Below are 14,147 nucleotides of genomic sequence, written 5' to 3'. Positions count from 1 at the left end.
TTCAATAAAAAAGCCGATGTTTGCATCGGCTTTTTTATTGCTACAGTTGGACTTACAGTAGAGCCCTCAGCTGAGTCCACGACACAATGCTGGTGCCATCACTATCCGTAATCCCATCATCATTGGCGTCAATCTCTAGCCGCACATTATTGCTATCTAAAACTGTAGCGATAACGGTACCTTTTGATGCGCTATGAATCTTAAGCTTGCCCTCACTTGGTAAGGAACCATTTATGCCTTTAAGAGGCAATAGATTTACGACTGAATAATCAAAAGTGCCCAGTTTGACAGAGCTGCCTTTGGCATTGTAATTGTCAGTGCGAACATAATTGCCACCACTACGCGTCATGCTCAGATTGACTTGATTAAGTGTTAATACCTGTGATGGCTTGCCTTGTGCAATATCGCTTGTCAGTCCTCTTTGCAAAGTCAGTTGATTATTGGTGATTTGTGCAAATATGCTGTTACTGCCATTCTGATCAAAGGCAATGCTCAGGTCGCCATCTGCCAATGAGGTTCTGGTACTTGATGCAATTTTAAAGTTGCTAAATCCAATGGTCATACTCGCTTTCCAAATACCCGTTGCGGTAAGACTTGAAGGATTGGTGATGTCACTATTAAACGTGAAATTTAATGCACCATTTATTGTTATGCCATTTTCGATACAGTTGCTCGCGCTAATATTAAGCGTATCGCCTTTGCTAATGACCGATTCTGCGAGATAGTTGAGGTTAACAGACAAACTGCCACCATTTGTGCAAGGAGCACTGGCTGGTTTAGTTATACCAACTGCCACATTGTCCCGTGGTAATGCATTCGCTTTATAGAGAATTGCCAGGGCATTATTACTAAGATCTTCTGCAATGATATTGGTTTCAACCTGAACCCCTGCAACGAATCCTTTGCTCACATCTGAATAGGTGGACAAACTATCTCCTGATTGAACAGAGTCGGCGGTTATTTGCTGAGCACTATCTTTACTGATTACTATTGCTGTACTTTGAGCTGTGTTAGTTGATGTTGTATTGGTATTGTTAGTTGCTTGTGCGTTGCTGCTTGTTGAGCCACCGCCGCCACATGCAGTCAATACCAGTGCCGCGCTCAGCGTTAACGTCAGCATGCTGCCTTTGATCAGAACTACTTTCATTATTTTTATCCTCCAGTTGATATATTTGTGATCAGGAGGGGCTAGTTTAATGTTGGTTGATTTGATCGAACGTGAACTATTGCCGCTACATAACAAATAGCAACAATTTGATATTAATGGGTCGTGTGGCAGAAAGTCTTTATCAAATAAAATGTTACTCCTTGGGAGTATTTATTTTTACTTAATAAATAAGCACTGTATGGATCATATATGCATGGTACTGGACTGTAGTATGGCTATTTTTGGCCTTGAATATTATTTCGGGTGAGTCTGGGATTGAGTGTATAAATCCCTTTGAATTGGGCAGAACCCAGAACGTGACCTTCTAAAGCAGCCAAAATTTGCGGGCCGGTCGATTTGTCTTCAACTTGCAGTTGTTCAACATCCAGAGCGTACAGGGTGAAAATATAACGATGGACCAGTGCATCATTCCAGGGTGGGCAGGGGCCGTCGTAGCCAAAGTAATCGCCATCCATATCATGGTCACCGGCAAACCAGCTGGTGTAATCATTCAAGCCGTGGCGCATTTGCTGATGCGTCACCGGGCCACCCTTGCCATGCGCCATGACACTATGGCTGTGCGAGCCAGCGGCAATTTCGATGATAGAAGGGTTGATGTTAAAGAGCGCCCAATGAAAAAAGTTGGCACGCGGTAGATCGACGGGTATTTCCCGATTTTCCTTATTGACACCATCAGGCCGCGAGGGCGCATCCGGGTCATGACAGATCAGCGCGAGGGATTGAGTGCCTGGGGGAAGGTCGCTCCAGGCCAGATGCGGGTTGCGATTGCTGGAAACCGCAATATGATTTTTCAGATCAATCACGCAAAAGGCAAACTCACCAGGAATGGTTGCGCCATCGGCAAAACTATCTGACCAGAGCTTCATGTTATTCCCCAGATTGACGTGTGATTATGCTGTCAAGCATACACGAGCAAATTTGCGTTTGCCTACCTGAATCACATAATTGCCCGCCGCCACTTTGAGACCCTTGTCACTGATTTTGGTGCCATCAATCTTGACGCCACCCTGCTCGATATTGCGTGTCGCTTCCGAGGTGGATGGGACCAGTCCGGCTTGCTTGAGCAGTGCACCAATGGCCAGCGGTGCGCCAGCCAGTAACACTTCTGGAATGTCATCGGGAATGCCGCCTTTGGCGCGATCGTTAAAGTCAGCCAGGGCCTTTTCGGCATCGGCCTGACTATGAAAACGTGCCACGATTTCTTGCGCGAGCAAAACCTTGATATCACGCGGATTGCGACCACCCGCGCACTCTGCCTTAAAGCCCGCGATGTCGGCCAGAGTCCGAAAGGACAGTAGATCATAGTAGCGCCACATCAGCTCGTCCGAGACGCTCATCAGCTTGCCAAACATGTCACCCGGTGCTTCATTGATACCAATGTAATTGCCTTTGGACTTGGACATTTTTTCCACACCATCCAAACCTTCCAGCAAGGGCATCGTCAAAATGCACTGTTGGGACTGGCCATATTGCTTTTGCAATTCACGGCCAACCAGCAAGTTGAATTTTTGGTCGGTGCCACCCAATTCCAGATCGGACTGCAGCGCCACCGAGTCATAGCCCTGCATGAGCGGATACAAGAACTCGTGCAGGGAGATCGGCACACCTGATTCAAAGCGCTTGGTGAAGTCGTCACGCTCCAGAATGCGCGCCACGGTATAGCGCGAAGCTAGTTTGATCAAGCCTTCACTGCCCAGCGGTGTGCACCATTCAGAATTAAAACGTAGCTCGGTTTTGTCGGCGTCCAAAATCTTGAATGCCTGGGTCCGATAGGTTTTAGCGTTTTCTTCAATCTGCTCGCGCGTTAATGGGGGGCGAGTCGAGTTGCGTCCGGTCGGGTCGCCAATCATGCTGGTGAAGTCACCAATCAAAAAGATCACGGTATGGCCGAGGTCTTGCAATTGCCGCAACTTATTGAGCACCACGGTGTGACCCACATGAATGTCGGGCGCGGTTGGGTCGAGCCCCAACTTGATGCGCAATGACTTGCCACTGGTTTCACTTTGGGCAAGTTTTTGGGCAAATTCGGCTTCGATCAGCAATTCTTCGGCGCCGCGTTTGACAATGGCCAGTGCATCCTGAACGGATTGGGAATAGATAGTCGGGGCAGCAGTAGTTGGTGAAGGCGTTAAAGCGGCGTCGTTCATGAAATTAATTTCGTTAATTGGCGGGATTAAATCTTGCTGTAAAAATAGGCAAATAGGAACAATTCCGGGTTCGTTCTTCCTGGAAACAGAGCTATTCGGTTTTCTTATGACTGGTTTTGTTATAATCGAACGCTCGGCCAAAGAAAACTCAAAATAAATTGGCCGCGCATACTGGGGACAGACATCAAGCATCTTATCTGTCATCACGGGTAAAGCCCGCAGTTGCGCTGAAAAGAACCAGCAAAACGGCAGTACTTGGCGTAACCACAAGTAGCATGAATTTTAACTGACGGAACGATGCAAAAAAAACTTTCTCAATTCAAGATGACCGGCCTTGATCTTCATACCGAAGCACGCCAGGCCAAGTTATCCAAACATGAGTCCAAACGGATTTCTATCGCACGCTGGTTGCTGATCGCTTTATTGGGTTCTCTTGGTTGTGCTGGTGCAGCGATTGGTGTTTCGATGAAGGCAGAGCAACCACCACTCATCACCAATGCATCTGAAACCCTGGAAATCCGCAGCCTTGAAGATCAGCTCAGTGTGATTGAAGATGCAGAAGTCCCGCTTTATCGCCAGGAGCAAGTGCGCCGTGGCGATACCTTGTCGGGCCTCTTATTGCGCATGGGGGTACGTGATCCTTATGCTGAAAACTTCATTCGCAATGATGCCACTGCGCGCAAGCTGTTCCATTTTGATGAAGGTCAGTGGATCAGTGTTATCACTAATCCGCAACGCCAGTTATTATCCTTGCGTTTGAGTGAGTCACAAGGACCTGTCAATTCCGCCGACAAATTTGAGGTGCAAGCTGCCACCGCTCAACAGGTTGTGATCAGCCGCTTATCGGATAATCATTTTTTTGCACACATTGAAGCTGTTTCCCTGGAACAGCGCATCGAAGTGAAGTCGGTCGAATTACGCGGTAAATACTTTGCTTCCACCGATGCGGCCGGTGTGCCGGACTCCGTTTCCAGCCAGATTGCGGATATTTTTTCCGGTCAGCTGGATATGGAAAAGGACATCAAAAGAGGTGATCGTATCAATCTGGTGTATGAAAGTTTTTTCGACAATGGCGAGTTTGCCCGTGCGGGTCGTGTGTTGGCGGTCGAACTGTATAACCGTGGCAAACGCTTAAGTGCAGTTTGGTTTGATGAGCCTGCGCTAGCAACAGCGCCTGCGGCACTCAAAACAACTTTGTCGACAGCGGTTAAGGATGTGCCTCGTGGTGGTTACTATAGCTACGAAGGCCGTCGGATGGCCGAAGCCTTTATTCGTAACCCCCTTGAATTTACGCGTATCAGCTCGGAGTTTACTGAAGAGCGTTTGCATCCCATTTTCCAAAACTGGAAGGCGCATACTGGTGTTGATTTTGCCGCCCCAACTGGCACCAAGGTCAAGAGTGCGGGTGATGGCGTGGTTGACTTTGTCGGACAGCAGCGTGGTTATGGCAACGTGGTGTTTGTAAAGCATGCCAACAATATCACGACTGTTTATGCGCACCTTTCGGCTTTTTCTGACAACATGAACAAGGGTGATCGTGTTGCGCAAAATCAGGTGATAGGTTTTGTTGGTCAAACCGGTTGGGCGACGGGTCCTCATTTGCACTACGAGTTTCGTGTCAATGATGTGCCGGTTGATCCAATGACCGCCGTGCTGCCACCACCGCCGGAGCTGTCAGCCAGCAAGCGTTCAGCCTTTAAAATGATGGCGGCTGATGTCCAGCATCGTATTGAATTGAGCCGGAGCGTGCGTCTGGCTCGCGCAGAGTAAGTCTTTCGTATTTTCGGTCAATATATTTTCCAAGCCCGCATTTGCGGGCTTTGCTTTTTTTGAGATTTAGGCAATGCAGTCACTTTTTATTGGTTTAATGTCTGGTACTAGCCTGGACGGCGTCGATGGGGTGTTGACCGATCTGACTCAGCCTGGCCAGGCCAAAGTGATTGCAAGTGCTTATTTGCCTTTTGATGACGAGCTGCGCAGCCAGTTTTTGGCTTTGCAGCAGCCGGGTGATAATGAACTGGCGCGTGAAGCACAGGCAGCTAATCAGCTATCACGAAGTTATGCGAGTTGTGTGGCGGCGTTGCTGAGGCAAGCGGGTGTGTCTGCACAGGCAATCACCGCCTTGGGCGCGCACGGACAAACGCTGCGTCATCAACCTCAGCAGGGGTACACCTGGCAATCGCTCAACCCCGCGTTATTGGCAGAGTTGACTGGGATTGATGTTGTCGCAGACTTTCGTAGTCGTGATATCGCCGCCAATGGGCAAGGTGCACCGCTGGTTCCGGCATTTCATGCCGCCATGTTCAGGGTGATAGATCAGACCCGGGTCATACTCAATATTGGTGGGATAGCCAATCTGACCGTTTTGCCACCTTTGCGCAAGGGGCAGGTACAAGGTTGGGATACAGGGCCTGGCAATATGCTGATGGATGCCTGGATTCAGCGCCATTTGCAACGCCCATTTGATTCCGGTGGTAGTTGGGCGGCGAGCGGTCAGCTCATTGAGCCTTTACTCAAGGCGATGCTGGATGATCCTTATTTTTCAAAGAGGCCACCCAAAAGCACGGGGCGTGATCAATTTCATCTTGATTGGCTGACTGGGCTACTGAACAATCATGCGCCACTGGCACACGCGGCTGATGTGCAGGCAACCTTGTGCGAGCTGACGGCACAATCGATCGTCAATGAAATATCGCAGGTCAATGGCTTGTTGGGTGATACGATCGCCAGTAGCACCGCCCATTTGGTCGGCCTGTCATCGGTGGCGTTAGCTGTTTATGCTTGTGGTGGTGGTGCACATAACAAATGGCTACTGCAAAGAATTCAAAGCAGACTGGGTGATGCCATTCCTCTGATGAACACGGAAGAGCTTGGTGTGGCCGTTAATCATGTCGAAGCGCTGGCTTTTGCCTGGCTGGCGCGCCAGTGTGTGATGGGTGAGCCAGGTAACTTGGTTGAAGTGACGGGTGCGAGTGGGCCGCGGATTTTAGGTGCCTTATACCCACGTTAAACTGGGGTGGGGTATTTTAAATGGATCAGTATTAACGCACCTGAGTGGTTGAATATTGCGTGTACTACTGGATAGTATGAGTAATAATCGAGATCCTGAATGAAATGGCAGAGTCAATGAAAACGGCACCATATGACTTATGGCGCTGAATCTTATGGTGCCGTTTTTTATCGTATCAGCACTCGTGCTGGTCGGCTTGCCTTATACCGAGAATGACGAGCCGCAGCCGCAGGTCGAGGACGCGTTAGGATTTTTGATGACAAACTGGGCGCCAGTCAGATCATCTTTGTAATCAATTTCGGCACCAACCAGATATTGATAGCTCATTGCATCAATCAGCAGCTGCACGCCATCTTTGGTCATGGCAGTGTCGTCTTCGTTGATTTCTTCATCAAACGTGAAACCATATTGAAAACCTGAACAGCCGCCACCTTGTACAAAAACGCGTAGTTTCAGTTCAGGATTGCCTTCTTCAGCGATCAGTTCTTTGACCTTGGCGGCAGCCGCATCGGTAAAGACAAATGGGGTCGGCATTTCAGCCACGGGATCAGATGCGGTCATAGCAGTCATGCTATTTCTCCAAAAATACGGTTATTAACTCGGTTAGCTTAGCGGAAAAACCTTTTTTTTCTAAGTCCCTATTTCATTTATGGCTTTGCCGATTTTTAAGGTAAAACGGGCACATGCATCAGCCCCGTGGTTTCAGCCAACCCAGACATCACGTTCATGCATTGCACGGCCTGCCCAGCCGCACCTTTGACCAGATTGTCCTGCACCACCAGGATGACCAGTGTGTCACCATTGCCAGGACGGTGCAGGGCAATGCGCAACATATTGGAGGCGCGGGTTGAGCGAGTGTCAGGCGTGCTGCCAAAAGGCATCACATCGACAAAAGGTTCGTTAGCGTAAGCGGCTTCAAACAAGCTTTGTACATCCGTGTCTTGTTTGAGTTTGACGTAGATGGTCGAATGCATGCCGCGAATCATCGGTACCAGATGGGGTGTGAAAATCAGGCCGATTTTGTCCGTGGTCATGCGCTGCAGTTGCTCAATGGTCTCGGGCACGTGACGGTGTCCCGATACGCTGTATGCCTTGAAACTGTCACTCACTTCCGAAAACAGCAGGCCCATTTCAGCTTTTTTGCCAGCACCGGACACGCCCGATTTGCAATCGGCAATGATATTGCCCGCATCAATCATATTGGCTTTGAGTAAAGGAAAAAGACCGAGTTGAATGGTCGTCGGATAGCAGCCAGGGTTGCCAATCACGCGTGCATTTTTAATGGCGCCACGATTGATTTCAGGCAAGCCATACACCGCTTCCTTGAGTACATCGGGGCAGTTATGCGATATGCCATACCACTGCTCAAACTGTGCGACATCTTGCAGGCGAAAGTCAGCGGCCAGATCAATGATCTTGACACCTGAGGCCAGCAATTCTTTGGCTTGTGCCATGGCGACACCATGCGGTGTGGCAAAAAAGACCACATTGCATTCACTCAGTTTGCCATCTTGTGGTTCCACAAATTTGAGATCAACCCGGCCGCGCAATGAGGGGTACATATCGGCAACCGCTGTCCCCGCTTCTTTGCGTGAAGTAATGGCCGTCAATTGGGCGTCAGGGTGTTGCGACAATAAGCGTAGCAACTCGACGCCGGTATAACCTGTGCCACCAACAATGCCAACTTTAATCATGATCAAACCTCAACAATATGAAAGCAATTGAAAATCGTACTTCGAGTTCGAGGCGCCAGTGTAGCAAGCTCGTGCGTCACGTGTATGAACCCATGCGATGATCTATGCAGGATGGGCCTTCAATAAAAACAGTGCGATAAAAAAAGCCGCCAAGTGGCGGCTCTTTGAAACAAGTCCAAAAACGGATTAACGTTTGGAGAACTGTTTCGCGCGGCGAGCTTTGCGCAGACCGACTTTTTTACGTTCAACTTCACGGGCATCACGAGTCACCAGACCTGCTTTGGACAGGACGGGTTTCAATGTGATGTCATAGTCGAGCAATGCACGAGTGATACCGTGACGAACTGCACCAGCCTGGCCAGACTCGCCGCCGCCATTCACGTTGACCTTGATGTCAAACGTGGTAACGTGGTTAGTCAGTTCCAGTGGTTGGCGCACGATCATCAGTGCGGTTTCGCGAGCGAAGTAGTCAGCGATGGGCTTGCCATTCACAACGATGGTGCCTGAGCCAGACTTGATAAAGACACGTGCCACTGCGCTCTTGCGGCGGCCTGTTCCGTAGTTGTAATTACCGATCATGATCGTGCCTCTTAAATGTCGAGCACTTTCGGCTGTTGAGCCGAATGTGGGTGATTGGCTTCAGCATACACCTTGAGTTTTTTGATCATGGCGTAGCCCAATGGGCCTTTAGGCAGCATGCCTTTAACGGCTTTTTCCAGCGCACGGCCAGGAAAGCGTTGCTGCATTTTCTCGAAATTGGTTTCGTAAATACCGCCTGGATAACCAGAGTGACGGTAATAACGTTTGTCCAGTGCTTTGTTGCCGGTAACACGCAGTTTGGATGCGTTAACGACGACAATGAAGTCACCAGTATCAACGTGAGGTGTGAATTCAGGCTTGTGTTTTCCGCGCAGACGGCGTGCAACTTCGCTGGCTACACGTCCGAGGACTTTATCAGTCGCATCAATCACAAACCAGTCACGCTGAACCTCATGGGCTTTAGCGGAAAAGGTTTTCATAGTAAGTTCCAATTAAATTGGCTCGATTAATCAGGCTCTGCTTATAGGATGCAGACTCATCATGTTTCCCCGCGAGCCACGGGAAAGCTCTCTAGTATAACTTGAAATCGTTGATTTGCCAAAAAAATGAGCAAAAAAAAGCCTGGTGGTTCACCAGGCTTGGAATCCACCTAAGAGGAGGGGTGGAGGAGACAACGTCACAACAACAAACTGGGCTTCAGAAGACGTTTATTCATTTTGAATTATCGACTCTGAAAAAGGATTTGATGAAATCATTCTATAGAAAAAATGTTGCAACGCAAGAAATTTTTTCTAATTTACAAATGCTGAAAATAACGATTAGAAGTCAGTAACTTAGCAGCCTATTATTAGAGGTTTCATACCTTGCGGCGCCATAGATATAGTCTATGACGGGGGCCAAGAAAAATAGTTCCTAATCCTGACTGAAATAGGAAAAAAAGATACTGGTTACAATCGAATTTATTTTTTCAGTGGGAGTGATCATGGATTGCACAGTGAGCTGGACGGGCGGCACCGGAATGACATTTTTGGCCGAAACCGGCAGTGGTCATGTAGTGGCCATGGATGGCGCGCCAGATGGCGGTGGCCGTAATTTGGCGCCTCGGCCAATGGAAATGGTGCTATTGGGCACGGGTGGCTGCACTGCTTATGATGTCGTGCTGATTCTGCGTAAAAGTGGTCAGGATATTCGCGGTTGTGAAGTGCAGTTGAAATCGGAACGCGCTGAAAAAGATCCCAAGGTTTTTACCAAAATCCATTTTCATTTCAAGGTGACCGGCAAGAACTTGAGCGCCAGTCTGGTTGATCGCGCCATCAAACTGTCGCATGACAAGTATTGTTCGGCTTCCATCATGATTGAGAAGACTGCTGAGATGACCCATTCGGTGGAATTGGTTGAGGCTTGATACTGCCCATAGTATTATTAATGAGCCTTTATTTACGTACTTAATGGGTTGATTATTCTAGGTACTCCCTATAACTTATATCCGATAGGCCAGCGTGGTCATGATTTTGGCGGCGGCACGCATTAACTGGCTGACTGGTTTTGAGGGTAAATTACCGCCTGCTTGCAAGGCACTTTGTGAGTGGCTGATTTCATCGACTCGCATTTGCTCCAATATGGCGCGAGAAGCTTGATCGGCTTTGGGCAGGCGCGTTAGATGATCATCTAAATGCTGTTCAACCTGTCGTTCAGTTTCTGCCATAAAGCCCAGACTGGCTGCGTTGCCTAATGTGCCAGCGACCAAGCCAATGGCAAAAGCGCCGGTATACCACAAGGGATTGAGCAGACTGGGATGGCCGCCGAGCTCATGAATGCGTGTCAGCGTCCAGTGCAAATGATCTTCCTCTTCTTGCGCCGCGTGTTCAAAGAGTTGTTTCAGGGCTGGATCATGGGTTGCCAGCTTTTGTGATTGATACAGCGCCTGAGCACAAACTTCCCCCACATGATTGATACGCATCAATCCGGCAGCATGTTTTTTTTCTACCACGTTCAAGGCATCGTGACCCAGCTCATCGACGACATCCTCGTGGCGATCCGGCTGTGGAATAGGGCGTTGCGCTGCCACCGATCCAGTCAAGACGCGCAGACTGCGGTCAAACTCACCAATGAATTGATCAAAAAATGAAAGTGGGACGGCTGTTTTCATGAGGGTTTGAAGATAATTGGTTAATTGCTTGGTGAAATAGGTGTTAATTAGTCTTTAGGATACTGGTAGTCATGCTACTTTGTTTTATGTAAACGCTTCGTTAAGATGCCGTTACCAAACAAAATAATAGCCTGGAGGCATGATGACTTTTAAATCTGACCTGTATTACACCCTGAGTACGATTCCTCTTATTGTAGGACTAAGCAGTCACGCGTCCGCTCAAACCAGCGTTACCTTATACGGTATTGTTGACGCAGGCTTACAGTACACCCGTCTTGGCAATAGTAGTCTGACACAAGTCAATAGTGGTATTGCGGAAGGTTCTCGATTTGGCTTTAAAGGCAATGAAGATCTTGGCAACGGTTATCGAGCCATTTTCACCCTGGAAAGTCGTTTGGAAACGGATACTGGCCAATTGAGTAATCGGCCTCCGTTCAATACGCCGCCTAATCAGCTGATTGGTACGACTAGCTACAACATCTGGACTGCTGGATTGCCTGCAGCACTGGCACCCACTGTCAACGGTGCGATTGGCTCGCAATTTGGCATCAATACCAGCAATACCCTATTTGATCGGCAAGCTTATGTGGGTTTGGTCACACCAGTCGGTGGTTTTTTGATTGGTCGCCAATACACCCCGGCTTATGAGGTGTTGAATTATCTGGATCCTATGGAAGCCGGCAATGCTGGAACGGCAGGCAATTTATTGGTGCCAGGCGCGGTAGAGCTGCGCTGGAACAATACTTTGCAATATCGCATTACCCACAATGGGGTGAAATTCGCGCTCAGTTATTCTCCGGGTGAAAATGCTGCAAACAGTAGTGCTGGCAAACGCTGGGGTAGCAATGTTCGCTATGTGGCTAATGGTTGGGATGTAGGACTTGGCTACAACCATGCCAATGCTGCCAATGGTAGCAGTGGTCTGAAAACCTGGGCGGTAGGTGGTTCATACACCATGGATAATCTCAAGCTGTTTGTCGGCTACACCCGAGCCAAAAACGATAATTCAGACGCTGCTTTAGGTGTTTACAGCGCAGTCAGTGCAACCAGCGTTGCAACCGCCAATGCCATCTTGCCAATTCTGCTGCGCAATTTTGCCGTCGATGAGCAATGCGCACTGATTGGTGCTCATTATCGAATTGGTCAGGGCCGCATCATGGCTTCATTTGGCATACTCAAGGACAAAAAAACCTCGATCGGCAGTCCATTGGCACCCATTGCCTATGATGGCGATGCCAAGATTTACGGGATTGGTTATGACTACGATTTATCCAAGCGTACCGATATTTACACCTTTTATGGCCTGATCAAAAACAACAAGGATGCCGCTTACGCGCCTGGTGGTGCTGGCTATCTCGGTGGTTACGCCAATAAATCAGGGGCGACAACCAGTGCTATTCAATTCGGAATTCGTCATCGTTTCTAGTCTTATTGCTCTGCAGTATAAAAATCCCCTTTTGATCCTCATTTGCCCGAGTAAACAGGGCATTTGGGGAGGTCATGTTGCAAAAACCTAACAGAAATTCACCTTCATTGGCGATTTGGGACAGTTGTCTTTGCCCTGGCCAGTCTTCTTTGATAAATTGCAAACAGCTTCAGTTGAAGTGACTCATCGGACTAGCTGGTCAGTGAGGTCGATAACGAAGTCCTTCTACGTAACTACGCCCGCTTCGTTTATCTTTATTTTTTGGAGATTACTCAATGAAAAAATCCCTAATCGCACTGTCAGTGTTTGGTGCTTTTGCTGGTGCCGCTCAAGCCCAAAGCAGTGTAACTTTGTACGGTATTGCTGACGCAAACCTGCAATTTGCTAACAATGGTAGCCAAAGCATTACTAAAATTCAGAGCGGTGGTGTTCTGACTTCACGTTTTGGCCTGAAAGGCTCTGAAGATCTGGGTGGCGGTCTGAAAGCCATCTTCAATCTGGAATCCGGTTTCAATATCGACAACGGTACAAGCCGTTCAGCTTCAACTCTGTTTGACCGTGCCGCTCTGGTTGGTTTGAACGGTGGTTTTGGTACAGTTTCTGTTGGTCGTCAACTGAACCCAGTGTTCCTGGTTCAATACGATACTACCTTTAACAAAGGTGGCATGGCTTGGGGTAATGCAACCAACTACTTCGCTACTGGTTACAACCTGTCGAGCCGTCTGAACAACTCATTGGCATACAGCACCAACAATCTGTCAGGTTTCACTGGCACATTGCTGTATTCAGCTGGCGAAAGCGCAGTTGCGCCTAAGTCACTGGGTAATGTATTTGCTGGTAAAGTAGCTTATGCAAATGGCCCGTTGCTGGTTAACCTGGGTTACGAATCAAACAAAGCGACTGCTGTTGCAACACAAAAAACAACGGCTCTGGGTGCATCTTATGACCTGGGCGTTGTAAAACTCGGTGGTTTGTTCACCAACTTCAAAGCTGATGGTTCTGCAGATGACTCACGTATCTATGAAATCTACGGCTACGTTCCTCTGGGCGGCGGTAACCTGTTGCTCGACTACGGCAAGATCAAAGACAAAACTAACGACACTAAATCTGCTAAAGCATTCAGCATTCGTTACGACTATAGCTTGTCCAAACGTACTTTCGCTTACGTTGGCTTTGCTAAAGTTAAAAACGAAGGCGCTGCAGTTTATGCTCCAGTTGGTGCCGGTGAAGGCAATGCGTTGACTCCAGCAGTTGCTGGCCAAGACCCACGTGCATTTATCGTTGGTGTAAGCCACGCATTCTAATCAGTCAAACGACTGAATTAGTTTAAAAAAAGGCACCTTCGGGTGCCTTTTTTATTTTGTCTCAGCCAATTGAGGCATTGATGACATCATTCCATCATTAAAACCAGTACTGGACTTTGGCTTGTAAGAAGTTGACCCCAGGATTGGGTTGCTTGATGCTGCCGTTGGAAAGATGTTGGAAATGAATCGCGGCATCAATGGCAGAACTATCTTGTAGCTTCCAGACATAACCAATACCAATATGGTCACCAAACTGAAATTTGGTACTAAATTTACGGGTGTTGGTATCGTAGATTTCTGACAGATAGTGAGCGCCAACCGCAATCTCATAGTAAAGACCGATTGCATCGGTTTTCGCAAAACGAAAAACGGGTGTAAAGCCAATATCGGTCAATTCTTGAGTGCTGTGTCCTGGTTGTCCATTGATGGTTGGGTAGGCCTTGCCTTTCCAGCGGCCAACACTCAATTCCCAAAAGTTGGTCAGCTGCCAGTCTCCGGTTTGATACCAGACTTTATCCCATTTCCATGCGACACCGAGTCTTGCCATATCGGTTTTATTGCCCGAACCAACTTCAAACGAAACGCCATCGGGGCTTAGATCTGCACCGTGCGCAAGACTCGTCGCTGCCAGCAATAGCGTGGCCAATAGTTTTTTGCCATGACAGGGCAGGGCAATACTGCATGAAGCTTTTTTTGTTTTCATGGTTAT

At 48.3% G+C, this 14,147-nt stretch carries 14 protein-coding genes; 5 read left to right on the top strand and 9 right to left on the bottom strand.

The genetic code is table 11. The features are described 5' to 3' along the window. Nucleotides 1-52: 52 nt before the first annotated feature. From ACMYR3_RS15965 to tyrS, 3 genes are all read right to left on the bottom strand, one after another. Nucleotides 53-1,147 carry a hypothetical protein gene (locus ACMYR3_RS15965; protein WP_424193017.1) on the bottom strand — a complete coding sequence of 365 codons (1,095 nt, stop codon included), beginning with the start codon at nt 1,145-1,147 and terminating at the stop codon, nt 53-55. Between the two features lie 236 nt (nt 1,148-1,383). Beyond that, the gene (locus ACMYR3_RS15960) at nt 1,384-2,034 is read right to left on the bottom strand and encodes a YbhB/YbcL family Raf kinase inhibitor-like protein (RefSeq protein WP_424193015.1); all 651 of its coding nucleotides are present in this window, start codon (nt 2,032-2,034) and stop codon (nt 1,384-1,386) included. A gap of 24 nt (nt 2,035-2,058) precedes the next feature. Next, nucleotides 2,059-3,315 (bottom strand): tyrosine--tRNA ligase, encoded by a 1,257-nt coding sequence (gene tyrS / locus ACMYR3_RS15955; RefSeq protein ID WP_424193013.1) that lies wholly within the window; start codon nt 3,313-3,315, stop codon nt 2,059-2,061. Nucleotides 3,316-3,612: 297 nt separating this feature from the next. Here tyrS and ACMYR3_RS15950 point away from each other — a divergent pair, with 297 nt between their 5' ends. After that, a complete protein-coding gene (locus ACMYR3_RS15950; protein ID WP_424193011.1) occupies nt 3,613-5,085 on the top strand; it encodes a M23 family metallopeptidase in 1,473 nt (490 codons plus the stop codon). Nucleotides 5,086-5,158: 73 nt separating this feature from the next. Further along, nucleotides 5,159-6,325: an anhydro-N-acetylmuramic acid kinase gene (locus tag ACMYR3_RS15945; RefSeq protein WP_424193010.1), complete on the top strand. Its 1,167-nt coding sequence runs from the start codon at nt 5,159-5,161 to the stop codon at nt 6,323-6,325. Nucleotides 6,326-6,526: 201 nt separating this feature from the next. Here ACMYR3_RS15945 and erpA read toward each other — a convergent pair whose 3' ends face one another. The 4 genes from erpA to rplM form a co-directional block, all read right to left on the bottom strand. Beyond that, nucleotides 6,527-6,895 carry an iron-sulfur cluster insertion protein ErpA gene (erpA, locus tag ACMYR3_RS15940; RefSeq protein ID WP_424193008.1) on the bottom strand — a complete coding sequence of 123 codons (369 nt, stop codon included), beginning with the start codon at nt 6,893-6,895 and terminating at the stop codon, nt 6,527-6,529. 95 nt (nt 6,896-6,990) lie between these two features. Further along, nucleotides 6,991-8,019, bottom strand: coding sequence for an N-acetyl-gamma-glutamyl-phosphate reductase (gene argC / locus ACMYR3_RS15935; RefSeq protein WP_424193007.1), 1,029 nt, complete (start codon nt 8,017-8,019; stop codon nt 6,991-6,993). Between the two features lie 186 nt (nt 8,020-8,205). After that, on the bottom strand, nt 8,206-8,598 hold the full coding sequence (gene rpsI / locus ACMYR3_RS15930) for a 30S ribosomal protein S9 (protein WP_424193005.1): 393 nt from the start codon (nt 8,596-8,598) through the stop codon (nt 8,206-8,208). 11 nt (nt 8,599-8,609) lie between these two features. Further along, nucleotides 8,610-9,038, bottom strand: coding sequence for a 50S ribosomal protein L13 (gene rplM, locus ACMYR3_RS15925; RefSeq protein WP_424193004.1), 429 nt, complete (start codon nt 9,036-9,038; stop codon nt 8,610-8,612). Nucleotides 9,039-9,541: 503 nt separating this feature from the next. Here rplM and ACMYR3_RS15920 point away from each other — a divergent pair. Continuing rightward, a complete protein-coding gene (locus ACMYR3_RS15920) occupies nt 9,542-9,964 on the top strand; it encodes an OsmC family protein (RefSeq protein ID WP_424193002.1) in 423 nt (140 codons plus the stop codon). Between the two features lie 75 nt (nt 9,965-10,039). Here the strand turns inward: ACMYR3_RS15920 and coq7 are convergent, their stop codons facing one another. Then, nucleotides 10,040-10,708: a 2-polyprenyl-3-methyl-6-methoxy-1,4-benzoquinone monooxygenase gene (coq7, locus tag ACMYR3_RS15915; protein ID WP_424193000.1), complete on the bottom strand. Its 669-nt coding sequence runs from the start codon at nt 10,706-10,708 to the stop codon at nt 10,040-10,042. 142 nt (nt 10,709-10,850) lie between these two features. On the opposite strand from coq7, the gene ACMYR3_RS15910 reads away from it, so the two are divergent. Together ACMYR3_RS15910 and ACMYR3_RS15905 are read left to right on the top strand one after the other, a co-directional pair. Continuing rightward, complete coding sequence (locus tag ACMYR3_RS15910; protein WP_424192998.1) at nt 10,851-12,134, top strand: porin; 1,284 nt, start codon at nt 10,851-10,853, stop codon at nt 12,132-12,134. Nucleotides 12,135-12,436: 302 nt separating this feature from the next. Beyond that, nucleotides 12,437-13,438, top strand: a complete 1,002-nt coding sequence (locus ACMYR3_RS15905) for a porin (protein WP_424192996.1) — start codon at nt 12,437-12,439, stop codon at nt 13,436-13,438. A gap of 97 nt (nt 13,439-13,535) precedes the next feature. On the opposite strand, the gene ACMYR3_RS15900 is transcribed toward ACMYR3_RS15905, so the two are convergent. Beyond that, a complete protein-coding gene (locus ACMYR3_RS15900) occupies nt 13,536-14,141 on the bottom strand; it encodes an acyloxyacyl hydrolase (protein ID WP_424192994.1) in 606 nt (201 codons plus the stop codon). Nucleotides 14,142-14,147 lie beyond the last annotated feature (6 nt).

The organism is Ampullimonas aquatilis (assembly GCF_049675895.1).
Taxonomy (GTDB): Bacteria; Pseudomonadota; Gammaproteobacteria; order Burkholderiales; family Burkholderiaceae_D; genus Ampullimonas; species Ampullimonas aquatilis.
Note: the sequence above shows the minus strand (reverse complement) of the source record. Positions and strands in the feature narration are given on the sequence as shown.

Bases quoted from the DNA above. Each gene is read 5' to 3' on its own strand.
- ACMYR3_RS15965 (WP_424193017.1), bottom strand. From the start codon at position 1,147: ATGAAAGTAGTTCTGATCAAAGGCAGCATGCTGACGTTAACGCTGAGC.
- ACMYR3_RS15960 (WP_424193015.1), bottom strand. From the start codon at position 2,034: ATGAAGCTCTGGTCAGATAGTTTTGCCGATGGCGCAACCATTCCTGGT.
- tyrS (WP_424193013.1), bottom strand. From the start codon at position 3,315: ATGAACGACGCCGCTTTAACGCCTTCACCAACTACTGCTGCCCCGACT.
- ACMYR3_RS15950 (WP_424193011.1), top strand. From the start codon at position 3,613: ATGCAAAAAAAACTTTCTCAATTCAAGATGACCGGCCTTGATCTTCAT.
- ACMYR3_RS15945 (WP_424193010.1), top strand. From the start codon at position 5,159: ATGCAGTCACTTTTTATTGGTTTAATGTCTGGTACTAGCCTGGACGGC.
- erpA (WP_424193008.1), bottom strand. From the start codon at position 6,895: ATGACTGCTATGACCGCATCTGATCCCGTGGCTGAAATGCCGACCCCA.
- argC (WP_424193007.1), bottom strand. From the start codon at position 8,019: ATGATTAAAGTTGGCATTGTTGGTGGCACAGGTTATACCGGCGTCGAG.
- rpsI (WP_424193005.1), bottom strand. From the start codon at position 8,598: ATGATCGGTAATTACAACTACGGAACAGGCCGCCGCAAGAGCGCAGTG.
- rplM (WP_424193004.1), bottom strand. From the start codon at position 9,038: ATGAAAACCTTTTCCGCTAAAGCCCATGAGGTTCAGCGTGACTGGTTT.
- ACMYR3_RS15920 (WP_424193002.1), top strand. From the start codon at position 9,542: ATGGATTGCACAGTGAGCTGGACGGGCGGCACCGGAATGACATTTTTG.
- coq7 (WP_424193000.1), bottom strand. From the start codon at position 10,708: ATGAAAACAGCCGTCCCACTTTCATTTTTTGATCAATTCATTGGTGAG.
- ACMYR3_RS15910 (WP_424192998.1), top strand. From the start codon at position 10,851: ATGACTTTTAAATCTGACCTGTATTACACCCTGAGTACGATTCCTCTT.
- ACMYR3_RS15900 (WP_424192994.1), bottom strand. From the start codon at position 14,141: ATGAAAACAAAAAAAGCTTCATGCAGTATTGCCCTGCCCTGTCATGGC.